This window comes from Lamprobacter sp., assembly GCF_034860625.1.
In the GTDB taxonomy this organism is placed as follows: Bacteria; Pseudomonadota; Gammaproteobacteria; order Chromatiales; family Chromatiaceae; genus Lamprobacter.
In genome coordinates, this window is the sequence record NZ_JAYESN010000030.1 from 1 (window position 1) to 24,064 (window position 24,064).

The following is a 24,064-nucleotide window of genomic DNA, read 5'->3' on the forward strand; positions in this document are numbered from 1 at the left end:
ACGAGCACGAGCACGAGCACGAGCACGAGCACGAGCACGCGGATGATCATGACTCACATGCCGACGTCTACGCCAGCTATGTGTTCGAGTGCCGCCAGCCACTCAAGCTCAACGCGCTCGCGATTGGCTACTTCGATGCCTTTCCGCGCGCCCAGAAGCTCCAGGTTCAGCTGATTTCGGAAACACGGCAGGAATCATTCGAGCTCACCCGAACCGACCAGCGTTTGACATTTTGACCCCCATGGCTCACTGCATCCAGGGACTGACCGCACAACATCGCCAAGCCGCTCGGCAACAGGGCCAGGCCCCACCCAGCGGCGAGCTGAACCCACCCCATAGAACCCGACTTGTCTGCGATGAACCCGATCCTCTCACTGCACGAGCTGCGCTTTCGCTGGCGCGCCCAGGGGCCAGATATCCTCGCGATCGATGCGCTTGAGGTCGCCACCGGTGAGCGGCTCTTCGTCGAAGGACCGAGCGGCAGCGGCAAGAGCACGCTGCTTGGCCTGCTGGCCGGCGTCAATCAGCCACAACAGGGGCGTATCCAGGTGCTTGGCGAGCGACTCGAACAGCTCAGCTCGGCGCTTCGCGATCGCTTCCGCGCCGACCACATCGGTTACATCTTCCAGCTGTTCAATCTGATCCCCTATCTGGGTATCCTCGACAATGTGACCCTGCCGGCCCGTTTCTCGCGCCGCCGCCGCGAACGAGCCCTCGCCCGCTCGCCGAGTCTGGCCGCCGAGGCGAAGCGTCTGCTCGGTCATCTCGACCTCGACCAACCGGCCCTGCTGCGGCAACCGGTCAACGAGCTCAGCATCGGCCAGCAACAACGGGTGGCCGCTGCGCGGGCGCTGCTCGGCTCGCCAGAACTGCTGATCGCCGACGAGCCAACCTCGTCGCTGGACACCGATCGCCGCCAAGCCTTCCTCGAACTGCTCTTCGCTGAATGCGCCGCGATGGGCTCGACGCTGGTCTTCGTCAGCCATGACCCCAGCCTCGAAGGGCTGTTCGATCGCAGCCTGCGGCTGCCGGAACTGAATCGGGCCGCTGACAAGCGACCCGTTTCCCGACCAAACGCGACGTCAACCGACAAGACCATGGCAACGCCAAGGCCAGTAGTGACAGTGACGAAGCCAGACCGGTACCCGCCCTGCCCCTAAGCAGTCGCCTGCACTCCAAACCGCAACCACCCGCCTATGGCCATCCTTCGACTCGCGCTGCAAAGCCTGCTCAACCGACGCTTCACGGCCTTGCTGACGCTGCTCTCAATCGCGCTGAGCGTCGCGCTGTTGCTTGGCGTCGAGCGCATCCGCACCGAGGCGCGCGCCAGCTTCGCCAACACCCTCTCCGGCACCGATCTCATTGTCGGCGCGCGCAGCGGGCCGGTGCAGCTGATGCTGTATGCGGTGTTTCGCATCGGTCACGCCACCAACAACATCTCCTGGCAGAGCTATCAAGAGATCGCTGCGATGCCGCGCGTGGCCTGGACTGTACCGATGTCGCTCGGCGATTCCCATCGCGGCTTCCCGGTCCTCGGCACCAGTACGGCCTATTTCGACCACTATCGCTACGGGCGCGACAAACCGCTGGTGCTGGCCAAAGGCGAGCGCTTCGCCGATCTCTACGATGCGGTGCTCGGCGCCGAGGTCGCCGCCAAACTCGGCTATCGGCTCGGCGATGAGATCGTCATCGCGCATGGCGCCGGCGATGTGAGCTTTACCCGGCATGAAGACAAGCCGTTTCGGGTCGTCGGCATCCTCGAGCGCACCGGCACGCCGGTCGATCGCAGCGTCCATGTCAGCCTAGAGGCGATCGAGGCGATCCACCTCGGTTGGGAGGGCGGTGCGCCGATGCGGGGACTCGAGATCGATGCGGAGCGCGCGCGTCGCATGGATCTGACGCCAAAGTCGATCACCGCCGTGCTGGTCGGATTGGATTCACGCATCGCCACCTTTGCGCTGCAGCGCCGCATCAACGAGTATCCGCAAGAGCCCTTGCTCGCGGTCCTGCCCGGCGTCGCGCTCTCCGAGCTCTGGTCGGTGATCGGACTGGCCGAAAACGCGTTGCTGGTGGTCTCGGCCTTTGTCGTCCTGGTCGGACTGATCGGTATGCTGACCGCCCTGCTGATCGGGCTCGAGGGCCGCCGACGCGAGCTGGCCATTCTGCGCTCGCTCGGCGCGCGACCGGCCCAGATCCTTGGGCTCATCATCGGCGAGGCGCTGCTGCTGACCCTTATCGGTATGCTCACCGGCGTTGGGCTCTTGGTCATCCTCTTCGCGCTCGGCCAGCCGCTGATCGAAGCGCAGCTCGGTTTGCATCTCGGCCTCGGTCTGCCCAAGCTACGCGAATGGCTGCTGTTAGCCGCAGTGCTCATCACCGGTTTGCTCGTCGGCCTCGTTCCTGGCTGGCGCGCCTACCGGATGTCATTGAGCACGGGTCTCTCATTGCGACTCTAATTATTGCGACTCCAATTATTGCGACTCTAGGCCCATCATGCCCCACTCGTTTTGGCCAAAGGCATCGAAGAATGATCCGATCTCTGTGTAGCGCACGCCAATCCTGCCCCATCAATGCCTTCGATGCGAGCGCCCTCGCGGCGAGCAGAAGCAGCAAAGAGGGCCGATCTCAATCGCGACCTGCTGCCCATCGACGCATCGGCGTCGCAAGCCTCAGCGGGATACTCTACATCGTCTTCAGCTTGCTGCTCAGCAGCTGCGGTGACGAGGGTCGAGAGACGGGCCTGAGTGACAAAGAACTGGCCTTGGAGGCGCCGGATGGTCACGCGGTAGAGCTCTCCTGGGACGACCTGATCCCGGCCGATTGGCAGCCAGAGGCCCTGATGGAAGAGTACGACGCCGATAACCTGCATGACGAGGATCCACGCGCTCAGGAACTCATGGACAAACTCAAGGCACTCTGGGCCGAAGCGCCGGTCGTCGAGGCGCTGGATAAGCGCCAGGTACGCCTGCCCGGCTTCGTCGTGCCACTGGAGATCGATACCGACAGCATTAGCGAATTCCTCCTCGTGCCCTATTTCGGCGCCTGCATCCATGTGCCACCACCCCCGGCGAACCAGACCATCCTGGTCACGACGCCGGCGGACCAGCCTTATGTCGGCGCGCTCTTCGACACCGTCTGGGTCGAAGGCCGCATGCGGGTCGAGCCGTTCAGCGATGAGCTGGGCGATGCCGGTTATCGGATCGAAGCGGCCGAGGTCAGCCTCTACGAGGAGCTGTGATCGGATGAAGCAGCGCAGGCGCATCACTCAGGCCCAGGCTTGGGCCGAGGCCGAAGCACCCACCATCTGGCTGCTCGGCAAGACCCAGGCCGGCAAGACCAGCATCGTCGCCGAAATCGTCGGCCAGGCGCATGACCAGATCGGCAACGGCTTCATGCCGATGACGAAGGACGTGCGCCTGTACGCCTTTCCCGAGGAACGCCCGGTGCTGCGCTTTCTCGATACCCGCGGTCTGAGCGATGTCGCCGATGATGAGCCGGCGGTTGATCTCCACCAACAGACCAGCGCCCAGGCGCAAGTGATCATGGTGGTGGCACGGGTCGATGATCTGGCGCTGGAAGACGTGCTCGCGGTCCTCAAGCCGCTGCGCGCCGAGCATCCCGACTGGCCGGTACTGGTCGCGCAGACCTGCCTGCATCATGGCTATCGCCGCCACGACTACCACCTGCTGCCCTATCCCTTCACCGGCGACGACAACGATTGGGCGCTACCCGGCCTGCCCGATGAGCTCCGGCAGTCCATGCTGGCGCAACGGCACCTGTTCGCCGATCTGCTGGGCCATCACCCGCCGCTGTTCGTGCCACTGGATTTCACGCGCCCGGAACAGGGCCTGCCACCCAGCGACTATGGTGCCCAACGCCTGTGGGAGATACTGGAGCAGGTCTTGCCGGAGACGGTGATGCGCCTGCGCGCGTCCGTCAGCCTCTCGCAAGCGGAACAGGTGCGCACCAAGGTGATCCTGCCCTGGACGATGGCGGCGGTGGCGGCCAATGCGATCCCGGCACCGATCATCGGCGGCTTGGGCTCGGCCAGTCTGCAAGCCACCATGGTCAATCAGATCGCCCGCCGCTATGGGCAGCCGGCCACCCGCGATCAATGGAGCGAGCTGGTCGCCGCGCTGGGCACCGGATTCGTGCTCGGTTTTGGCGGCCGTTGGCTTGTCCAGCAGGGGCTCAAGCTCGGGCTGGGCTGGGGCACCGCGGTGGTGGCCGCTTGGACCTTCGCCATCACCTGGGCAATTGGCGAGGCGGCGCTGTATTACTTCAGCGAGCGCGCGGCGGGGCGCGAACCGGATCATGAGGTACTGCGCGAGCGTTATCAGCAGGCCTTGCGCGATGCGCGTCGGCGTTACGAGGAGCGCAAGGAGCAAGGGCGTTGAAGCGGTTGAAACAGCTCACACAGATGATCCGCAGTCTTCGTCCCTATTGGCGCGAGTTCCTGGTGATCCTTCTGGTGCCGGCGCCCTTTGTGCTGATGCTGCCGCTGGGGCTGGCGTTTCTCTGGCAGCAGGGCTGGTTCTGGTATTGGCCGATCAGCCTTGTGGCGCTGAGCTTGATCCCGCTGGTGTTGGTGCGGCATGGCTGGGGAGCGCATGCGCATGGGGTCGGCGCGCATGAGATCCAGGTCGCGCCCGGTGATCCGCATGCCGCGCCGGGCGAGCAGCACGCGCGCGCTGCACTCGAGCGGATTGTCGCTGGAGCCACGGCGGAGGATCTGCAGACGGTGGAGAGGATTCGTACCCTGCTGCTGCGCACCGTCAACGCCGTTGCCATCGCCTATACGCCGGAAGGCGCGCAAGCGCTGCAACAGAACAGACAGCAAGCCGAAAAACAAGCCGAGCAACAGCCCGAAGCGCAGGCTGAGGGGCAGACCCGGAAACAGGCAAGCGAGCCGATCGCCGAAGCCAAGTCGACGGGCGAATCAATCGATGAGCCCATGGGCGACTCGGCAGGCGACTCGGCGGACGCCTGGGCGGGCAACCCAGCGAGCGACCCGACTGGCGAACAAGGCGTTCCGGGGCTCTCGAAAGCCGCGCTGCGCTTCACGCTCGCGGAAGTCTTGCTGATGAACGAGGAGTTGGCGCGATCGTTGCGCGAGACCTTGACCCGGAATTTCCCGCTGATGCGCCACCTCAAGGTCGACTTGATGCTGGATGTCTATCAAACCAGCAACAGTACCCTGCCGCCGTTGTTGGGGCTAGCGCGCGCATTACGCTGGGTCAACCCGCTCTCAGCCATCCTCTACGAGGTGCGCGGGCTGGCCGTCTCCAAGGCCGTGGATGTGCTCGGCACGGCGGCCAAGGCGCGGATCGCGGCGATTCTCGCACGCGAGGTCGGCGAGGTGTTCATTCGTCTCTATGCCGGCCACTACCGACGCCGCGCCGATGAACTGCTCGCGACCGCGCCGCCCGCCAAGTCGCCACAAGCGCCCGCGCCCTTGACCATTGTGCTGGCTGGCCAACGCAATGTGGGCAAATCCAGCCTGTTGAACGCGCTGCTGGGTATCGCCCAGGTGCCGGTTGGCTTGACGCGGCCTTCGGCGACCTTTGTCCACTATCATCTGCAACAGCCCAGCATCGGCGATCTGGTGTTGGTGGACAGTCCCGGGTTGGAGCAAACCCCGCGCGAAGCCTGGCTGAAACAGGTCCGCGAGAGCGATCTGATCCTCTGGGTGACATCGGCCAACCGTGCCGATCGTGCCGCCGATCAGCGCGGCCTGGCGGCCCTGCGCGCCCTAACCGCCACTGATCCACGCCTGAGTGCCATTCCGCTGCTGCTGGTCGCGACCCATGCCGATCGGCTCGACCCACCGCTGGAATGGTCGCCACCCTATGATCCAATCACGGGGGTGCGACCGAAGGAGACCAACATGCGTGCGGCGCTGGAGGCCGCCGCGCAAGCCCTGACGATCCCCACTGGGCGAAGCCTGATCGTTGCCGTCCCACCAGACGAGCCGCCATGGAATCTGGATGGCTTATGGGCGACTGTCGCTGCGGCCTTGCCCGCCGCTCGACAAAAACAGCTCGAGCGCGGCCTGAGCGAGGAAGGCTGGTTCAAATGGGTCGTTGATGGTGTCCGCACCCTGCCGGGCGCCCTGCGCCAGATAGGGGCATGGATCAAGCGTTGATATGGCTTGCCTTGGCTTTCCGGATGAGGCTGCCGCCATCGTCGCGCGCCTGCGCGACGGCCTCATCCAGCTTGGTGCCTTGTTTGAAAAAGGTCACCCTATCTGCCCAAGCAGATACACCGCCATCAGCAGAGCAATCAGCAGATCCGTCACCATCGCGACCCATTCGTTGGCGGTCGCCGGCTTCTTGATGACGTGATAGACACCGGCGAAGCCCATATACAGGCCGCCAACGAGCGCGGCACCTAAGCGGAATTCGGGGAATGGCAGCGAGAGGATGGCGAGCAGGCCCATGCTGAACGTCGCGAAACCCAACTCGCGAACGAAGTGATAGCTCGCGGGGTTATCGATGCCAAACATCTTCTTCACCGTGAACTCGGGCTGCCGCACCTGCACGACGCCCGCCATCGCCAGCCGAATGCCAAGCGCCCAGAAGACGAACCACTTGCCGATCAACGCCAGCAGGCTATCGGCTTCAGCAAACAAGGCCGCGTCGATGCCAACCGAAAGCAACGGCAGCACCAACATCAGGGTCAGAATCAGGATGAGGTAGCGATGGTTTTGTTTCATTGTCTAGGTCGCGCTGCAGGGAATGGCGTCGCGCTGGCAGAGCATCGCCAGCAACCGCATCGCCTCACGATTAGTCCAAGAGCCCGCCAGCTCCAAGGCCTTTTCGAGCGGCAGCCAGAGCACCTCGCTATGCTCGGCCGCATTGAGGCGAATGTGGCGACGATAGGGCAGCCGCAGCGCGAACCAGTGCTCGCGATTGAAGCAGATGCCCTGTGCATAGCGTTGGCGCCAGGGCTGGATGATCGGGAACAGGCGCGATTGGCGCAGATTGATCAGACCGGAGGCGCCGAGCAGCCCGGTCTCCTCCTTCAGCTCGCGCAGCGCGGCATTGCGCGGCGACTCACCCGGCATCAGGCTGCCGGTCACCGACTGCCAGAAGCCGCTCGGCTTGACGCGATTGAGCAGCATGAACTCACCGGCGGTGTTAAACACAACCACCAGGACTGAGATCGGACGTTTCAAGGTCTCTTTCGCGCTCATGGCCGGTTGCTCTCACAGCGTTGAAGGGAAGGCGCGACCTTATTGCCTGCGGCAGCAGCAGCTAGACATCAAGCCCGCAGCTTGATCCGCAGCGCCAGTTCCTTCAGCTGCGCCTCGTCCACCGCCGATGGCGCATCGGTGAGCAGACAGGAAGCGGTCTGCGTCTTCGGGAAGGCCATCACATCGCGGATCGAGTGGCTGCCGGTCATCAGCATCACCAACCGATCCAGGCCGAAGGCAATCCCGCCATGCGGCGGGCAGCCAAACTTGAGCGCATTGAGCAGGAAGCCGAAGCGATCGTTGGCGTCCTCATCGCTGATCTTCAGCAGTCGGAAGATGCTGCGCTGGACGTCTTCGCGATGGATACGGATCGAGCCGCCGCCCAACTCGGTGCCATTCAGCACCAGGTCATAGGCGCGCGACAGGCAGGCGCCCGGAGCGGACTCGAGGCTATCGAGTTGGTCTTCCTTCGGTGCCGTGAAGGGATGATGCAGCGCGGTCCAGCGCCCGGTGTGCGGTTCCTTCTCGAACATCGGGAAGTCGACCACCCAGAGTGGCTGCCAATCGCCTTCGAGCAGACCGCGATCCTGGCCAAGCTTGACCCGCAGCGCGCCGAGCGCTTCATTGACCACAGTGGCCTTGTCGGCGCCGAAGAACACCAGATCGCCATCTTCAGCCCCGGTGCGCATCATGATGCCCTCGACCGCGCTATCGGGCAGGAACTTCAGGATTGGCGATTGCAGCCCTTCTCGGCCCTTGCTGGACCAGTCGTTGACCTTAATGTAGGCCAGCCCCTTGGCGCCATAGATGCCAACGAACTTGGTGTACTCATCGATCTCCTTACGCGTCAGCTCACCGCCCTTGGGCAGCCGCAGCGCCGCGACGCGGCCCTCTGGATCAGCCGCCGGCCCGGCAAACACCTTGAACTCGACCTCGCCCATCAGATCGGCGACATCGATCAGCTCCAGCGGCACGCGCAGATCGGGCCGGTCGGAGCCGAAGCGGCGCATGGCCTCGGCATAGGTCATGCGCGGGAAGGGCTCGGGCAGCTCGACCTCGAGCACGCTCGCAAACAGCTCGCGCACCATCTGCTCCATCAGCGACGTGAGCTGCGCCTCGTCCATAAACGACATCTCGATGTCGAGCTGGGTGAACTCGGGCTGGCGATCGGCGCGCAGATCCTCGTCGCGGAAGCAGCGCGCGATCTGATAGTAGCGATCCATCCCCGACATCATCAGCAACTGCTTGAACAGCTGCGGCGACTGCGGCAGCGCGTAGAACTCGCCGGGGTGCACGCGGCTCGGAACCAGATAGTCGCGAGCGCCCTCGGGGGTCGACTTGGTCAGGATCGGCGTCTCGATGTCGAGGAAGCCATGCGCATCGAGGAAGTTGCGCAAGGTCTGGGTAATGCGGCTGCGCAGACGTAGACGCTGCTGCATCTCCGGGCGGCGCAGATCGATGTAGCGATAACGCAGCCGGACCTCCTCAGAGGTCTCGGCGCCATGCTCGTCGAGCTGGAACGGGGGCGTCTCGGCGGCGTTCAGCACCTGTAGTGAGAGACCCAGTACCTCGACCTCGCCGGTGGCAAGCTCTGCGTTCTCGGTGCCCTCGGGGCGGCGACGCACGCGGCCAGTCACGGCCAGCACGAACTCGCTGCGCACCTGCTCGGCGAGCGCGAAGATTTCGGCGCGGTCCGGGTCGAAGACGACCTGAACCAGGCCGCCGCGGTCACGCAGGTCGATAAAGATGACGCCGCCGTGATCACGCCGGCGATGAACCCAACCGCAGAGGCTGACCTCGTGGTCGATGAGGCTGCTCTCAAGCTCACCGCAATAATGACTGCGCATGCCGTTCAATCCTCGTTAACTGCCTGCCAGCCGGTGAGCCCCAGCCAGCGAAAGACGGGCGGCAATCGCCACCCGAAAAAACCGCTCAAGATAACGGCACCCGACCCCCTACGCAAGCAAGGGACCGGGCGCCCGCGGAAGGCCGCTTGAACGGGCGCTGGATCGCAACACCGACAGCCGTTTTACCGCGGCCTCTGTGCAGCTGGTATCAGGAACCCGCTGCCGCCGCTTTCGGCTTCGGTGGCTCCTTTGCGACGGGCTTAGCCGCAGGCGCGTCGGAGTGAGGCTTGGGCTTGGCATCTGCCGCAGGCTTTTCCGTCGCCTTATCACCCGCAGGCTTGTCCTTCGCCGGCTCGGCATCCTGATGCAGATTCTTGCGCTTATCCTTGTCGTTCTTGAAGTCGGTCTCGTACCAGCCGCTGCCCTTGAGCCGGAAGGCGGCGGCCGTGATCTGTTTGGTCAGGGCTGAGGCGCCACAAGCCGGGCAGTCGGTCAACGGCGGATCACTGATCTTTTGCAGTGCGTCCAGCTCGTGGCCACATTCCTCGCAGCGATAGGCATAGATGGGCATGGTCTCATTCACCAAGCTAGGTTTGATCATCAGGTTCGATAACCGCGCGAGTATGGGGTTTTCACCGCGGTTTTCAAAGTAGCGTTTAGCAGCTCGCGGAGATGTCGAAACAGCCGCCGCTGCGCTTCGGGTCGGCCGCGCTCGCTATCGCGTTGAGCCGCGCGTATTAGGCTGCGTAGCTGTTGGCGATCAACCTCTGGATAGGCTGCGATGAACTGGGCGAGGGCCTCATCGCCCTCTTGGATCAGGCGTTCACGCCAGCGCTCGACCTCATGTTGGCGAGCCGTCGCGGCGCGCGCCTGCGCCTCACGCTGGTCCAGCAGTGCTTGCAGCGGCTCGGTGTTCTCGCGCGCTAAACAATTGGCGATGCGCTTGTAATGGCGGCGCAAGGCGCGTTGGTCCTTGATCCGGGCCGTCTCGTTGATCGCAACCCAGGTCGCCTCGCTGAGCGAAAGCTCCTCGAGCAGCCTGCGTGGCAAGACGAGGAGCTGTTCGGCTAGGCTCTGCAAAGCCAGATGCTCGCGCTTGAGCTGGCTTCGGCTTGGCTCCGCGGTGTCGGCGCTGGAGTCGGCATCGGCCTCCGCGTTCGCATCGCGCTCATCGATCGCGCGGCTGGTGGGAAAGGGGCTCATCGATTCAGGGGCTCCTCAGAGACAGGTCGCGCCGACACCTCGGACGATGACGCTCGCCACTCCGAACGATGGGGCGCTTGTTTCATGGAAAGATTCACGCGAGTCGACGGGTCAGGGCTTGCAGCAGGGACGCACAGGGGGGTTACAACCCTGTCGTTCGCTTGAGCTCATCATGGATTTCCGAGACATCCGCACGCGCTGCTTTAAAGTCGAAGCGACGAACTGCTTGCAGCACCGCATCCAGGGCGTTGCGCAGTCGCGGATCAGCCACCCGCCGAGCGAGCACCTCAACCTCAGCGCGGGCACGCAGATTGTGCGCTGCCAACAGCCGATCGAGCCGCTTTAGCTCCAGCTCAAGGCCAGCCCTATCAAGCGGCTCGGAATCGCCATGCTCGGTTGTCGCAGCCTCAAAGCTAGTGCTGGACTCAGGATGTGCGGCCAGCGCCCGGATCGAGCTCAACGCCTCCGCCAAGGCCGACTCGAGTGCTTCAAGCTGCGCATCAAGCGGTTCTGCAAGCGGCTCTGCAAGCGACGCTAAAGGCTGCAATGATCTCGCGCCAGCAGGCTGCAGGATGCTGCGCTCGATCGCCTTCGCTGTCGCACCAACCCGCGGCATGCCGAGCGTCAGCGCAACGCCACTCAAGGCATGCGCCGCGTCCCTCGCCTGCTCCCAGTCGCGCGCAGCGAGTCGCGCGCGGATCTCAGCAGGATAACTGGAAAATCGCTCGGCAAAACGGTGCAGACGATCGAGATGACCGACGATGTCCTCGTCGACCGGAGCCAAGCCCGGGCCAAGCGCGGTCATCGGCTCGGAGCTGGGCATCCGCCTGCTCGACGCATCAGCGACTGACCGAGTGGCTGCCGTTTCCATAGCACCCATTTGGCCGCTCTCTGCGAACCCCACTGGATCGCGCTCGGCAGGCGCCTCCTGGCCCGCTCGCTTAGTAACCGATGACGGCCGCAGCCCCTGCAAGGCCGCGATCAACCGCGAGCGCTCAATCGGCTTATTGAGGTGTCCATCCAGCCCCGCCGCGCGACAGCGCCTGCGCTCGGCATCGGTAGCATGAGCGGTCATCGCAATGATCGGCTGCGCCTCGCAACCTGGCAACGCACGAACCGCTCGCGCGGTCTCGTAGCCATCCATCTCGGGCATCTGCAGGTCCATCAGGATGACGTCGACCCCCTGGCAGCCGCGCTCGCCAAGCAGCTCAAGCGCCGCGACACCGGACTCTCTGACCAAGACCTCGGCACCTGCTTGCCGGAGGATTGCCGCGGCGACCTCATGGTTCAGCGGCTGATCCTCGACCAGCAGCACCCGCAGCCCCGATAAGGCGTTATCGGCAGGCCGCTCGATCGGCGCCGCCTGGGAGCGCTGGCCCGGCGCGGCTGCTTCAAGCCGGAGGCTGAACGCAAAGCGGCTGCCGACGCCGAGCTGGCTGCTCAGCTCGATCTCTCCCCCCATCTGATTGACCAACCGTCGACAGATGGCAAGGCCGAGTCCGGTCCCGCCAAAGCGCCGGGTGATGGAGGCATCGGCTTGGGTAAAGGGCCGAAATAACTGCTCGCGCTGATCATCGCGAATGCCAATACCGGTATCGGTGACGGCCATCGCAAGCTGAACCAAGCCAGGCGTCAGGGGCTCACAGCTCAGCTCGAGCTTGACCTTGCCCGCTTCGGTGAACTTGATCGCGTTATTGAGCAGGTTCACCAGCACCTGCCGCAGACGCGCCTGATCGCCAAACACCCAGCAATCCTCACTGCCCTGTTGCTCGATTTCCAACGCTAGGCCCTTATTCACGGCACTCAGCGCGACCAGGTCACACGCCTCGTCAACCAAGGCGGTGACGCTGAAGACACTGTGCTCCAGCTCAAGCCGCCCGGCTTCGATCTTGGAGAAATCGAGCAGATCTCGAATCAGATCCATCAGCACCCGCGCGGCGCGCTCAGCCTTGGCAACATAGTCACGCTGGGCCGAATTCAGCGCACTGCTCTCGAGCAGATGAATGAATCCAATGATCGCGTTCATCGGCGTTCGGATCTCATGGCTCATGTTGGCCAAGAACTCCGATTTAGCGCGGTTGGCGGCCTCGGCCTTTTCTTCCGCACGCCGCCGCACCTCGGCCTCGGCGCGCAGCTTCAGATTGGTTTCGTTGAGTCCTTTCAGGCCCTCCTGCACGCGTCGCTCGAGATCCAGGTTGGACTGAGCAATCGCATCGGCATAGCGGGTCTGCAGCTCGCGACGCTCCTCCTCGAGCAGATAGAAGCGGTCAGTGATTGCAAAGGCTAGAATCACCGCATCCAGGGCTGAGCCGATCTGCGTTGCCCAGATGGTGACGAAGTTGGTCGGCAGCAGGCCAAAGGCATTAAGCGCATAGATGACCATGAAGCCGAGCAAGACCATCCAGCCGAGTGAGTAATAACGCGCCGGCCGAAACCCCTGCAAGCTCACCTTGAAGCCAGCCACGATGAATAAGACAACGCTAAAGACCAAGGCAACCGCATAGCGGACGGCGATCTCATAGGGCCCTAACAAGGCTAGCAGCATGCCAGCCAGGGCAAACCAACGCAAACCACCGAGCAGGCGATCGATGACTGGCGCGTTGGTCGCGGTATCGAGGATGGAGCGGGTAAAGGCGATACCGGCGAGATAGGCTGCTGAGAGAAAGAAAGGTAGGCTGACGTTGCCCCACCAGGGGGACTCAGGCCAAAAAAATTGGAATGCGATGCCATTCAGCGTGAGCTGAAATGCAACATAGAGACTAACGAACATCGCGTAATAGAGGGCATTGACATCGCTCAGGCGCCAAAAGTGGTAAATGTTATAGACCACCAGCATCAGTAGCGCCCCATAGTAGAGCGCAAGCACGCTGTACTCGGTTGCGATGCGCTCAAAGGCGCCATTGCGCGAGAGGATGTCGATTGGCAGGTTTAGCGAACCGGTTGTTTCGACCCGAAGATAGAGAGTCAGCAGCTGCCCCGGCTGCAGTTCGAGTGGAAAAAGGAAGTTGCGAGCAATCACCGGGCGCGTTGCAAAAGGCTCGCGATCGCCGGTTTGGTATCGCGTCACGCCATCCGGACCCTCGATATAGGCAATGACCGAATCGAGCAGGGGATAGGCCAGCTCGAGATAGTAGGTCTGAGGGCGCTCGAGCTGGTTGTCGATCCGCAAGCGCGCCCAATGCACGCGGCGATCAAAACCGAGATTATCCATTTCAGAGCGCACCGGTGCGAAGGCCATGGACGCATCCAGAGCGCGGACATCCTCGATCCCAAGCTCCCCACCCGGATCAGCCAATAGCTGCAGGTGTCCGACGGTGCTGTACTGGGTCTTTTCCCCCGCGATGAGTAATGGCGAGGCCCGCTGTTCTGCCGTTCGATCAGCAGGCTGCAGCTGGACTGCCCAACTGAGCGCGGCCATCAGCAGGCCCATGGCTGCCAAGGCGACCTGAATCCGGATCATCTTGAAGTCCCTCTCTCCGGTGCAAAGGAACCAAGGTTAGCAAGCAGCTGGATGCAGCAAGCACCTGGATGCGCCAAGCAAACCTTGACCAAGTTGCCGTGCGATATGCGAGCGCCGCGTGTGGGGTGGCAACGCCGCGCCTTGCGCGTTAGACCGCGCCCTCCCAACGCTGAAGCCAAAGCTGACCGCGTCCACTGCCCGCGGCCTGCTCAAGCGCTTGTGACGCCGCGAGCGCCAATTCATAAGAGCCAATGCGCTCATCCGGATCAAGCAGCGCAAAATCCACCGTGATGCCCCCCACACTCGCCGTCACTGCCTGCCGGGGGTCGACCCCCTTGAGTCCGAGCTGCGCCACGGCATCGACCAAGTCGGCAGCGCGAATTAGCGCCGTCTCGGCACCCTGCTGGGGCAAGAGCATCGCAAACTGATGGCCACCAAAGTGCGCGCAGAAATCCAGCGCCCCCCGCACATGATCAGCCAACCCTTGGCCAACGTGCTCCAGCAATGCTTGAATTTGCAGGTGCCCTTTACTATCCACCAAGGCATCGAAGTCGTCGATGCCAATCAGCAGCAGCGTCAGCGGCACCTGCTCGAGCTCGGCGCGTCTCGTCTCGCGCTCGAGCAGACTATCGAAGGTTGCGCGATTGGCAATGCCAGCGATGCTATCCAGATGGGCAAGGGCTCGCAAACGGTCGCGACTCGCCTTCAACTGCAGATGGGTGCTGACACGGGCCCTCACCCGCAGCCGTTTGATCGGTTTGGTGATGTAATCAACACCGCCGACCTCGAAACCTTTTGCCTCGTCTTCGATATCGGTCTTCGCAGTGACAAAGATCACCGGAATCTCAGCCAGCCGCGGATCGAGCTTGAGCAGGCGGCAGACCTCGTAACCGTCAACGTCCGGCATCATGATATCGAGCAGGATCAGGTCGATCCGAAAGCTCGAGGCAATCTCAATCGCCTCGTCGCCGGACATCGCGAAGAACACTTCATAATCCGCTCCGAGCGCTGCGGCGAGAACCTCAATATTCTCAGAGACATCATCGACGATCAACACATGCGGGCGTTCTTCCGAAGGCCGTTCTTCCAGATCAGGACCAATCGTCGCCATCGCGTCTGCTCTCAGTCTCAAGGGGCTGGACCGCGGGATGCGCGGGTCCGCATCGCCTGCGGGTACGCGTCACCTAAGGAAACGCCTCGAGCTCAGCCATCGTCCGCTCGTAGCGCTCGCGCAGTGCATCGCGCAGCTTGGCCTCCTTGGCACCAGCACAACCACCTAGCTCGCGCAAGCGGGTGACAAAGGCCTGGGTCATGCGCGCCTGGGCATCACGATAGTAGCGCTCTGGGAAGAGATCGTCCTGCGCATCGAGCACCGTCATCCGAAAGCCGCTCGCCAGAACCTTATTTAGGTTCTCGGTCCGACGTCCAGAGCGATCTTGCCGACAACGATTGTTGTAGAGGTCGAGCTCGAATGCAGCCTCGACCGCATCCACGATGAGCTGCTGCGTCTGCGCATCGAGTGTGGCCTGCGCCGCTTGGACCTGCAGCGAGTTGATCAGCGCTGGCATCAACGCCAGCACCAGCATCGCTGAAGAAGCCGCCGAACCGAGTAGTCGCTTCAATATCAGGAAGGATCGTTGCATCAACCCCTAGCTCCGGCCACAGACCGGTACCGCAGCCCCCCGAGGCAGCAAGCGGCAAGGGTGCGGGCCTGGCGGAGGTTATCAGCCACACCGGCGACCAGCGCGACCTTTTCGTTAAAGGGTCCCATACTGTTACTCCTAGGACATCGACTGCAAAGTGGATGGAGACCAAACCTTGGGACGTGATGAGGGCGTTTAATCTTCAGGTTCTGATAGTTGGACATCTAATATGTGGACGTCTCGGGGACAAGCCGAGGACTCGAGGGCATCCTCCGCCCGATCCCTGACAACCCTAAGGCCATCGAGCCGAGCTGTAAACATTGCCGAGACCGACAGCGGCGGTCGCGACGGCTGGCCGGCAAGAGTCATCATGCGGCCCTGCGTGGTTCTCTGTATCATTAGCGGTTGTTCAAGTCACCATGAAGAGGCCTGGCTTTGCCGAGAACGCTGACAGCAGCTGGCATCTGATGCAATGGCTTTTCCTATTGTTACCGATCGCAGCCGCTTCTGGCTGGCTCGTTGCTCGGCGGAGCGGCACGCGCCGTCGCGCCGAGATCAGCTGCGGTAGCGGAGATCCGGTCTTTTTTCGCGGTCTCAACTATCTGCTCAACGAGCAACCAGACAAGGCGATCGACGTCTTTCTGAGACTCGCGGAGGTCGATGGCGAGACCGCTGAGACCCATCTTGCGCTCGGCGCACTGTTTCAGCGTCGTGGCGAGGTTGACCGCGCCATCCGCATCCACCAGAACCTGGTCGCCCGCGAAAACCTGAGCAGCGCCCAGCGCGGCTATGCACTCTACGAGCTCGGGCGCGACTATATGCTCGCCGGCTTGTTCGATCGGGCCGAGAGCCTGTTCCTCGAGTTGGTCGAGCAAGGGCTGCAAGATCGGCGCGCATTGCGCAGCCTAATCGAGATCTATCAGGCAGAGAAGGATTGGCGGCGCTGCCTGGACACAGCGGATCAACTGCGGCGGCGCTCCGACCGCCCGATGCGAACCGAGATCGCGCATTATCACTGCGAGCTCGCCGATGAATGCCTTCGACATGCCCGCCGCGACGAGGCACGCGCGCATCTACTCGACGCCCAGGCAGTAGACCCCAATTGCATTCGCGCGACCATGATCCAGGCTCAGATGGAGATGGAGGGTGGCGACCCGGCCTCGGCGTTGATGCTATATCGGCACCTCGTGCGGCGCGGCCCTGATTACCTACCTGCCATGCTGCCGGCACTGCTGCGCTGCTGCGAGCGGCTCGGCCGCCAGGGCCTGGCCAAGGAGCTCGGCGACCTGTTCGCCTCACACCCTTCGCCGCCGCTAATGCTTGAGCTCTCACGCGCCATCGAACGCGAACAGGGTCCCCAGGAGGCCCTGAGCTTCCTGAACGACTATCTCGGCGGTTACGCCGACTTAGCGGGCGCTGAGCGCTTGCTAGCGCTGCGCCTGTCCCGGTTTCCGCAGCAGGCCGCCGAGGGCGACGCCCAGTTGCTTGAGGTGATCCGGCACTTGGTCGCCGCGCAGCCAAGCTACCGCTGCGACCAATGCGGCTTCGAGGCCCGCGCCCTGCATTGGCAATGCCCGAGCTGTAAACATTGGGGCAGTATCAAGGCCGTTGCCCCGCAGCCATTCACATCGCCTGGCGTCTTGGCGCCGAGCCCAACCGCCAGCGTGACCGGCTAGCCGAACCAGCCCCCATACCCATCAGCAAAGCGCGGACTCGCGCGTTTCAACGGATCATCGATGCCAGCCCTTCCAGATACCCGCATCATCGTCGCACTCGACTACGCATCCGCCGACACAGCCCTCGCGCTTGCCGCGCAGCTCGACCCTCAGCACTGCCGGGTCAAGGTCGGCAAGGAGCTGTTCACTCGCGCCGGCCCGGCCCTGGTCGAGCAATTAGTCGCGCGCGGCTTCGATGTCTTTCTCGATCTGAAATATCACGACATCCCGAACACGGTCGCTGCCGCCTGCGCTGCCGCTGCCACACTCGGAGTCTGGATGCTCAACGTTCATGCCTCCGGCGGCCTCTCCATGATGCAGGCCGCGCGCGAGCGTCTCGCGCGCGCGCCCAAGCCGCCCTTGCTGATCGCCGTGACCCTGCTGACAAGCCTCGATGACAACGACCTCGCGGACATCGGTTGCCCCGGCACAACACTCCAGCAGGTCGAACGCCTCGCTGCACTCAGCGTCAAGGCGGGCCTCGACGGCCTGGTCTGCTCTCCCCTCGAAGCCGCGGCACTCCGCCAGCAACTCGGCCGGCAGTACCTGTTGGTCACGCCCGGCGTGCGCCCGGCCCAGGATCGGCGCGGCGATCAGAAGCGGATCATGACCCCCAGCCAGGCCATCGCTGCTGGCGCCGATCATCTGGTCATCGGGCGCCCCATCACCGCTGCGGATGACCCCATGGCCGCACTGATCGCGATCCAAGATGAGATCTCCGAGCAACTGCACGGCGCGTCAGCTACCGCAAGATGAGGCCTCTGCTGCAGGGCCGGTCACCCTTCTGCCCCGCGCTGACTTCAGTGCTGGGGCGTTCATTGCACAGTCACCAACAACAGAACAGGAATCCCCATGGCCAAGATCAATAAAGCCGTTTTCCCCGTTGCTGGCCTCGGCACACGTTTCCTCCCCGTGACCAAGGCCAGCCCAAAAGAGATGCTGCCCATCGTCGACAAACCACTGATCCAATACGCCGCCGAGGAGGCCGAGCAAGCTGGTGCAACACAACTGGTGTTCGTCACCGGTCGTCACAAACGCTCGATCGAGGATCATTTTGACAAGTCACCCGAGCTCGAATCCGAGCTTGAGGCGGCCGGCAAGGACAAACTGCTCCGTATCGTGCGCACCATCTTGCCCGACCATGTCAGCTGCATCTACCTGCGCCAAGCCGAGGCGCTTGGGCTCGGACATGCGGTGCTCTGCGCCAAACCCGTGGTTGGCAATGAGCCGTTCGCGATCCTGCTTGCCGACGACCTCATCGACAACACCGCCCAGGGCGTCTGCGAGCAGATGGCCGAGCTGCATGAGCGCACCGGCGCCAGCATCCTTAGTGTCGAAGAGGTGCCGCCGAACGAAACCCATAAATACGGCATCGTCGAAACCGAAAAGCAGCCCGATGGCACACTGCGAGTCACCTCCATCGTGGAGAAGCCAAAGCCCGAAGATGCTCCCTCGAACCTCGCTGTCGTCGGCCGTTATCTGCTCACGCCTACCATCTTTAGCAAGCTCGAGCAGACCAAAGCCGGCGCCGGCGGAGAAATCCAGCTGACCGATGCGATCGCGGCATTGCTTGAGGAAGAAACCGTGATTGCCCATCCGTTCGAGGGCAAGCGCTACGACTGCGGCAGCAAAGAGGGTTACCTTGAGGCGACCGTGGAACTGGCGCTGAAGCATCCAGAGCTTGGCGATGCGTTCCGCGATTATCTGAGATCGCTTGTGCTCTGAGGCCGAATGCGTCCACCAGAAGCGGCCGAACGAATAAAACCTGATGCCGACACTTCGGCATCAGGGATGGCGATGGATGGCGTTAGGAAATGAAGCAAAAGGCGTTAGGAGATGAAGCAAAACATGCGTGCCATAAAAGATTTTGCTTGCTAAGACCGACGCGATCAGTAGGATGTGCAGCCTGCCATCACGAGGAGATGACGCACGTTGAGAAACTGCAAACTCTGTCGACTGAGCCGCCACTGCAACGACCTGCCCGGCGTCTGCATTCTGATCCCCTACCTGACCATCGCAGTGCTGACGGTCTCCATCGCCTATCTGTTCGTGACCCAAGAGCTGCTGGCCTAGGGCGCATTTCACGGCCACTCGCATTTCACGCCCCTTAGGAAGCCGCTCAGCATCAATCCTGAGCAGCCGATGATGGATCTGCTTGGGTGACGCAGTCTGGAGCCATGTCACCACAGGAATCATCGTCCCGCTCACAGAAATCGAAACAGGTCACCAGCCGACCCTCAAAGGTCGCATCCACCTGTAGTCTGTTCTGGGTGTGATCGACGCTGAAGCCCTCCTGATTCTCCGGGGCTTGGCCGACGAGACGCAGACGTTGCCCTGGATAATCGATGCTCAGCGCAACGCGCATCGGGTAGTAGCCATCCAAGAAACGGCGCATGTAGGGACCATTGCGGAGTCTGAAGAGGCCATCGCCAAGCGACTGCAGGGCCCGACTCTGAGCCCGAATACAGAGTTCGGCGTCGGCGCCAACATCCTCGAGTTGAACACTATGGCCCTCGACCCAAGCGCGCCCGATGTTCCGACTGCGCTCGATGGCGAGGTCGCGGATGCCATCAACGCGAAACAGGATCTGCGCGGCATGCACCGGGTCGATGTTCTCGTGGCATTGAGTCAGCCCGACCCAACCGAGATCAAGACTATCCTCAGTGATCGCGATGCGATTGCGATGGTAGTGGGCGCCATCGGCCTTCACCCTTGGGATGAAGGCGAGCTCGCCCTCATTGACCGAGGCGACCTGAGCAGCAAGGTCAAACTCCTCAGGCCAGTCTTCCGACCAATCGTCAGCCGACCTTTCCGTTACCGCCATCGCGGGCGCAGAAGACACCATGGCAGCGACGAGCAAGATCCACAAGCGGACCTTGAGCCCAAGCCAAGACGCCACTGTTCGCCGCCAGGTGGAGGCGACCGAGGCGCCAGAGTCTCTGGCCAACCGCCCCCGCGAGCAGTGAAGCCATGGCTCCAAGATCCTCAGATCGGCCCTCAGATTGATGGCGCGTCGCCCATCCGAAAGCGGATATGCGTATTTCAAGGCGGAGGTCGGATCAAGACAACGCGCTGAAATCATGTCACCTTATCTCCAGTGCCGAGAAGCCATGGCTAGCTGCCTTTAGCCGCTTTGGGGCAGTTTTTGCAGCGCTTACCCTCTTTATACTTTTTGCAACATTTACCGTTCTTTTTGGGCATGATCAGCGTCTTGGCAAAGTCTTAGGCAACCGCCGCTGGCGCTGCTGAGCTGATCTTCTTGGCCGCGGCTGCAAGCTCATTATCGATCATCAGCAGTCCCTGACCCTGATCTCCGAACAGTCTGAGACGGCCCAAGATGTCGTTGACGGTCGCCTCTTCCTCGATCTGTTCGGTCACGAACCACTGCAGAAAGATGTGTGTCGCATGATCCTTTTCCTGCGCCGCATGATCGACCAAGTCGTTGATCGCGCTGGTCACGCTGCGCTCATGGCTTAGGGTCCGCTCAAACATGTCCATGATCCCGGAAGTCTGCGACGGGGGCGCTGATACTGCCTCCAGCTGAACCCTGGCATCCTGATCGAGCAGGTACCGATACATTTTCAAGGCATGCGCCATCTCTTCGCCATGCTTTGCCATGAACCAGGCCGCCGTCCCAGTCAGATTGCTGCTGTCGGCCTGTGCGGACAGACCGAGGTAAAAATAGGCAGAGAACAGCTCTCGGTTGATCTGCGCATTGATGCGCGAGGCCATCTCATTAGAAATCATCGGCGGGTCTCCAGTACTTGCTTACCCAGTATGTTTAGACGGTTGGTTCAGACGGTTGGTTCGGATGCTTGGTTCAGAGGTCTTATAAGGCCTGATCGAAACGTAGCGCGCCGTCGCCTGACTCTGAGGTTGCGAGTCGAACGCCGTTTTCAAGCTCCAACCCCCATCCTTGGCAGTGACCAGCCAGCGCCTGGTGTTCTTGCTTGGCCTGGCCGCCCAGCCTTGTTGCTTGGCCTTGTTCTTGTTGCTTGGCCTTGTTGCTACGCCCTGCGCAGGGCCAATGCTAGACTCGAGAGTGCTGGGATGATGCCCAGTGCTCGCACCCGACCGCAAAAGTCGCTCATTCTTATCTCTCGTTCATGACTGATCATCCTCCCAAACCCCGTGTTGCCATTGCCGGCGCCAGCGGCTTTATCGGCACCGCCCTCTGTCCGCTGCTCGCTGAGCGCTTCGAGGTCGTTGCGCTGACGCGATCACCAGCCAGAGCGCGCTCGCCCGATCCAGCCGGACTCATCCAGTGGCGCCATTGCGACCTCTTTTGTTCGAGTGCGCTGATCAAGGGGCTCGCCGATATCGACTATGCGGTCTATCTCGTCCACTCACTCGCGCCCTCCTCTCGGCTCACACAGGCTAGCCCGCGAGACATGGACCTGGTTTTGGCCGACAACTTCGCGCATGCTGCTGCCGCCAACGCTGTCAAGCAGATCGTCTTCGTCAGCGGCGTGATGCCGGAGAGCTTCCGCTTCTCACCGCTACTGTGGAGCCGTCGCGAGGTCGAGATGGTGCTCGGCTCTCGAGGCACACCCGTAACGGCCCTGCGCGCAAGTCTGGTCATGGGGCCCGGCGGCACCGGGCCTCGACTGCTGCTCGATCTTGTCCGGCGCCTCCCCCTGCTCCTGCTGCCCCCAGCGGCGAACTCCTCGACGCGCCCGATCGCGCTATCTGACCTGCTGCGGGCCATCCTCCATTGCCTGGAAGAGCCCGAGCGCTTTCGCGGAGCCTTTGACATCGGCGGCGCCGAGTCGCTCAGCTATGAGGCGATGCTGCGCGAAACCACGGATGCCTTGGGTCTCCGGCGGCACTTCATCAAGGTGCCAGCACTGCCAGTCGGGCTTGCCTCCTTGACGGCGCGGGCAATCAGCGGCGCACCAGCGGCGATGGTCGGCGCCATCGTCGAGAGCTTGCCGCAGGATACCCGAATGCGCGACAACCCGGTGCAACAGGCGATCGAACCCCAGGCCTTGGGTTTTCGCGCGGCACTCGAGGCGAGTATCGACCCGACCACCGGCCGTCTGCTGCCGAGCCCGCGCCAACACCTCAAGGAGCAGGATCGCGAGGTCATGCGCGAGCAATCGCTGGTGCGTTCGATCCAACGCGCCATCCTGCCGCCCGGCCAGAGCGCCGCCTGGCTGGCCGGTAACTATTTTCGCTGGCTTGGCGACTGCTGTTGGCCACTGGTCCACAGTCAGGTCCATGACAATGGCGATGTCGAGGTCTGGTCACGACTCCCTCGCCTGCAGTTGCTCAGGCTCCGCCACATGGCCGCTGAAAGCACAACCGAGCGCCAGATCTACGAGATCGTCGATGGACTGCTCGTCCGTCCTGGCGAGGGTCGCGCCCGCTTCGAATTCCAGACCCTGCTGGATGGGCGCTACACCATGACCGCCATCCATGATTACGCTCCGGCCATCCCCTGGTCTCTCTACCGGCTCACGCAGGCCGTCGCCCACCTGCTGGTGATGCGACGCTACCAATCGCGTCTCGCGCGCTTGGCCCGTTAATCTCGGCCTAGCCCGCTGCCGCAACCTGCCGTTCGCCCACTCACTCTGACTCACGAACCTCAGCCGGCCCTGCTAGCACCTGCACTGCTCGCCAACGGTGGGCATGACGCGTCGATGACTCAGCGGCGTCTTCACCTCATCACATCGAGTCGATCAATGCCCGATCCCGCAGAAAACGGCATAATAGCTGCGGCTCTGGCTCTGGCCCCAAGCCAGCGTTTGTAGCGGCAGGCATGCTCAACCCCATGAAGAGTCTTTCAACTGCGGATCTCGTAGATTAACGCAGAGATTTCAATACGCGGCCGGTCATCACTGCCTCACCTGTTGGGCGACCTTGCTAAACCTGCTAGGGCCTTGTTTTATAATATTTTCATCTGCGCGCATCTGCGCCATCTGCGGTTTAGAAGCTCAAGCACTCCAGCCAATTCCTGCGCGCCTTGGGGCGAGCTTAACATTCTCGACAAGCCATTGTTTTTAATGACTTTAGTTCGCTTCAATCTGCGCTGTCTGCGGTTCATCGGCGCAATGCCAGACGTGCTCGACTCGCGGCGGTCGCCTGGCCCGGTTCTCAGCTGCTAAGCCAACAAGATCGCGCCAGCGTCAGAGGGCGACGAATCCGGGAGGATGTTGACGTGTCGGGATCATCTCAATCGATCTGGAAGCCCTTGTTTTGGCTCCTATTCGCAGCGTTTATTACGGTTTATCTGCTCTCCAATCATCATTGCCAGCAACTGCAACAGGCGATCGGCCTCAAGCATCCGACCCAGCCCAGCGTCAACCGCAATCTCGATACGCCCACAGACCACCTTTCCCGGGCATTGGATGCGGCACAAGCCGAGATCAAAGCCCTCAAGAACAGCCATGACGCCCTGGTTGCCACAAAAGAGGCCGCCATCCTCGAGTTGCAGGACAAGCTGATCGCGACCATCCAAAGCCGCGCCGAGGTCGAACGGCTGTTGGCAGCCAGACATGATCCACCAGCGACCTCAGACAAGGCGCTCGCCAATACCGAAGCCAGTGCGCAAGCCGCGGATGCGATAGCGCAAGCCTCCGAGCAGGTGCAAGACTTCCACGCGCCATTTGCAGCGCTCGGCGCTCAGCTAACGGATGCTGGTCTCTTGATCAACCTGAGCGGCGACAACATCCGCTTTTCCAGCGGCAGCGCCCAACTACCCACCGAGGCCGAGCCTATCCTCTCCCACATTGCCGAGATCCTGGATCAGCATCCGGATCTCAGAGTGCAGATTAAAGGCCATACGGATAGCTCTGGAAGCACCGACACCAACCTTCGGATCTCAGCGCAACGGGCCATCGCCGTTCGCGAGGCGCTGATCGCGCGCGGGATTGAACCGGAGCGACTGAGCACAACAGGCTTGGGCTCGACCACCCCCGTCGCCTCCAATGACAGCGAGGCTGGCCGACAACGCAACCGCCGAGTCGAACTCTATCTGCTGCGCGAGAACCAGGACTAGA

23 protein-coding genes are annotated in these 24,064 nt (G+C 62.5%); 13 read left to right on the forward strand and 10 right to left on the reverse strand.

The genetic code is table 11. The annotated features are described in order from the left end of the window. The 6 genes from VBE63_RS10030 to VBE63_RS10055 form a co-directional block, all read left to right on the forward strand. On the forward strand, nucleotides 1–236 hold a 236-nt coding region (locus tag VBE63_RS10030), incomplete at its 5' end, for a ZrgA family zinc uptake protein (protein WP_323682884.1). Nucleotides 237–356: 120 nt separating this feature from the next. Next, nucleotides 357–1,160: an ABC transporter ATP-binding protein gene (locus VBE63_RS10035; RefSeq protein ID WP_323682885.1), complete on the forward strand. Its 804-nt coding sequence runs from the start codon at nucleotides 357–359 to the stop codon at nucleotides 1,158–1,160. Nucleotides 1,161–1,196: 36 nt separating this feature from the next. After that, entirely contained in the window at nucleotides 1,197–2,456 is a 1,260-nt protein-coding gene (locus VBE63_RS10040; RefSeq protein ID WP_323682886.1) for an ABC transporter permease, read from the forward strand. A 71-nt stretch (nucleotides 2,457–2,527) separates the two neighbouring features. Next, on the forward strand, nucleotides 2,528–3,238 hold the full coding sequence (locus VBE63_RS10045) for a DUF3299 domain-containing protein (protein WP_323682887.1): 711 nt from the start codon (nucleotides 2,528–2,530) through the stop codon (nucleotides 3,236–3,238). 4 nt (nucleotides 3,239–3,242) lie between these two features. Then, nucleotides 3,243–4,397 (forward strand): YcjF family protein, encoded by a 1,155-nt coding sequence (locus VBE63_RS10050; RefSeq protein ID WP_323682888.1) that lies wholly within the window; start codon nucleotides 3,243–3,245, stop codon nucleotides 4,395–4,397. Next, a complete protein-coding gene (locus VBE63_RS10055) occupies nucleotides 4,394–6,145 on the forward strand; it encodes a GTPase family protein (protein WP_323682889.1) in 1,752 nt (583 codons plus the stop codon). Before VBE63_RS10050 ends, VBE63_RS10055 begins: the two co-directional genes overlap by 4 nt. A gap of 93 nt (nucleotides 6,146–6,238) precedes the next feature. On the opposite strand, the gene VBE63_RS10060 is transcribed toward VBE63_RS10055, so the two are convergent. From VBE63_RS10060 to VBE63_RS10095, 8 genes are all read right to left on the reverse strand, one after another. Next, nucleotides 6,239–6,715: a DUF6790 family protein gene (locus VBE63_RS10060; RefSeq protein ID WP_323682890.1), complete on the reverse strand. Its 477-nt coding sequence runs from the start codon at nucleotides 6,713–6,715 to the stop codon at nucleotides 6,239–6,241. 3 nt (nucleotides 6,716–6,718) lie between these two features. Further along, a complete protein-coding gene (gene nudB / locus VBE63_RS10065) occupies nucleotides 6,719–7,195 on the reverse strand; it encodes a dihydroneopterin triphosphate diphosphatase (protein ID WP_323682891.1) in 477 nt (158 codons plus the stop codon). Between the two features lie 68 nt (nucleotides 7,196–7,263). Then, nucleotides 7,264–9,042: an aspartate--tRNA ligase gene (aspS, locus tag VBE63_RS10070; protein ID WP_323682892.1), complete on the reverse strand. Its 1,779-nt coding sequence runs from the start codon at nucleotides 9,040–9,042 to the stop codon at nucleotides 7,264–7,266. A gap of 208 nt (nucleotides 9,043–9,250) precedes the next feature. Beyond that, nucleotides 9,251–9,613, reverse strand: a complete 363-nt coding sequence (locus tag VBE63_RS10075) for an FmdB family zinc ribbon protein (protein WP_323682928.1) — start codon at nucleotides 9,611–9,613, stop codon at nucleotides 9,251–9,253. 29 nt (nucleotides 9,614–9,642) lie between these two features. Next, nucleotides 9,643–10,245 carry a ribosome biogenesis factor YjgA gene (gene yjgA / locus VBE63_RS10080; RefSeq protein WP_323682893.1) on the reverse strand — a complete coding sequence of 201 codons (603 nt, stop codon included), beginning with the start codon at nucleotides 10,243–10,245 and terminating at the stop codon, nucleotides 9,643–9,645. A 142-nt stretch (nucleotides 10,246–10,387) separates the two neighbouring features. Then, nucleotides 10,388–13,705 carry a 7TM diverse intracellular signaling domain-containing protein gene (locus tag VBE63_RS10085; protein WP_323682894.1) on the reverse strand — a complete coding sequence of 1,106 codons (3,318 nt, stop codon included), beginning with the start codon at nucleotides 13,703–13,705 and terminating at the stop codon, nucleotides 10,388–10,390. 148 nt (nucleotides 13,706–13,853) lie between these two features. Next, a complete protein-coding gene (locus tag VBE63_RS10090) occupies nucleotides 13,854–14,816 on the reverse strand; it encodes a response regulator (protein WP_323682895.1) in 963 nt (320 codons plus the stop codon). 73 nt (nucleotides 14,817–14,889) lie between these two features. Further along, nucleotides 14,890–15,348 (reverse strand): hypothetical protein, encoded by a 459-nt coding sequence (locus VBE63_RS10095; RefSeq protein WP_323682896.1) that lies wholly within the window; start codon nucleotides 15,346–15,348, stop codon nucleotides 14,890–14,892. A 419-nt stretch (nucleotides 15,349–15,767) separates the two neighbouring features. Between VBE63_RS10095 and lapB the strand changes: the two genes are divergently transcribed. The 4 genes from lapB (at nucleotide 15,768) to VBE63_RS10115 (ending at nucleotide 19,136) form a co-directional block, all read left to right on the forward strand. Next, a complete protein-coding gene (lapB, locus tag VBE63_RS10100; protein ID WP_323682897.1) occupies nucleotides 15,768–17,024 on the forward strand; it encodes a lipopolysaccharide assembly protein LapB in 1,257 nt (418 codons plus the stop codon). Nucleotides 17,025–17,084: 60 nt separating this feature from the next. After that, the gene (pyrF, locus tag VBE63_RS10105; protein WP_323682898.1) at nucleotides 17,085–17,819 is read left to right on the forward strand and encodes an orotidine-5'-phosphate decarboxylase; all 735 of its coding nucleotides are present in this window, start codon (nucleotides 17,085–17,087) and stop codon (nucleotides 17,817–17,819) included. Between the two features lie 96 nt (nucleotides 17,820–17,915). Continuing rightward, complete coding sequence (gene galU, locus VBE63_RS10110) at nucleotides 17,916–18,788, forward strand: UTP--glucose-1-phosphate uridylyltransferase GalU (RefSeq protein ID WP_323682899.1); 873 nt, start codon at nucleotides 17,916–17,918, stop codon at nucleotides 18,786–18,788. A 207-nt stretch (nucleotides 18,789–18,995) separates the two neighbouring features. After that, a complete protein-coding gene (locus tag VBE63_RS10115; RefSeq protein WP_323682900.1) occupies nucleotides 18,996–19,136 on the forward strand; it encodes a hypothetical protein in 141 nt (46 codons plus the stop codon). Between the two features lie 52 nt (nucleotides 19,137–19,188). On the opposite strand, the gene VBE63_RS10120 is transcribed toward VBE63_RS10115, so the two are convergent. Beyond that, on the reverse strand, nucleotides 19,189–19,887 hold the full coding sequence (locus VBE63_RS10120) for an alpha/beta hydrolase (RefSeq protein ID WP_323682901.1): 699 nt from the start codon (nucleotides 19,885–19,887) through the stop codon (nucleotides 19,189–19,191). A gap of 19 nt (nucleotides 19,888–19,906) precedes the next feature. Between VBE63_RS10120 and VBE63_RS10125 the strand changes: the two genes are divergently transcribed. Then, nucleotides 19,907–20,029: a hypothetical protein gene (locus VBE63_RS10125; protein WP_323682902.1), complete on the forward strand. Its 123-nt coding sequence runs from the start codon at nucleotides 19,907–19,909 to the stop codon at nucleotides 20,027–20,029. 256 nt (nucleotides 20,030–20,285) lie between these two features. On the opposite strand, the gene VBE63_RS10130 is transcribed toward VBE63_RS10125, so the two are convergent. Next, entirely contained in the window at nucleotides 20,286–20,810 is a 525-nt protein-coding gene (locus VBE63_RS10130; RefSeq protein WP_323682903.1) for a ferritin, read from the reverse strand. A 359-nt stretch (nucleotides 20,811–21,169) separates the two neighbouring features. Between VBE63_RS10130 and VBE63_RS10135 the strand changes: the two genes are divergently transcribed. Both VBE63_RS10135 and VBE63_RS10140 read left to right on the forward strand, forming a co-directional pair. Then, nucleotides 21,170–22,591 carry an NAD-dependent epimerase/dehydratase family protein gene (locus VBE63_RS10135; RefSeq protein ID WP_323682904.1) on the forward strand — a complete coding sequence of 474 codons (1,422 nt, stop codon included), beginning with the start codon at nucleotides 21,170–21,172 and terminating at the stop codon, nucleotides 22,589–22,591. A gap of 632 nt (nucleotides 22,592–23,223) precedes the next feature. After that, nucleotides 23,224–24,063, forward strand: a complete 840-nt coding sequence (locus VBE63_RS10140; protein ID WP_323682905.1) for an OmpA family protein — start codon at nucleotides 23,224–23,226, stop codon at nucleotides 24,061–24,063. The last annotated feature ends 1 nt before the right edge of the window (nucleotide 24,064 follow it).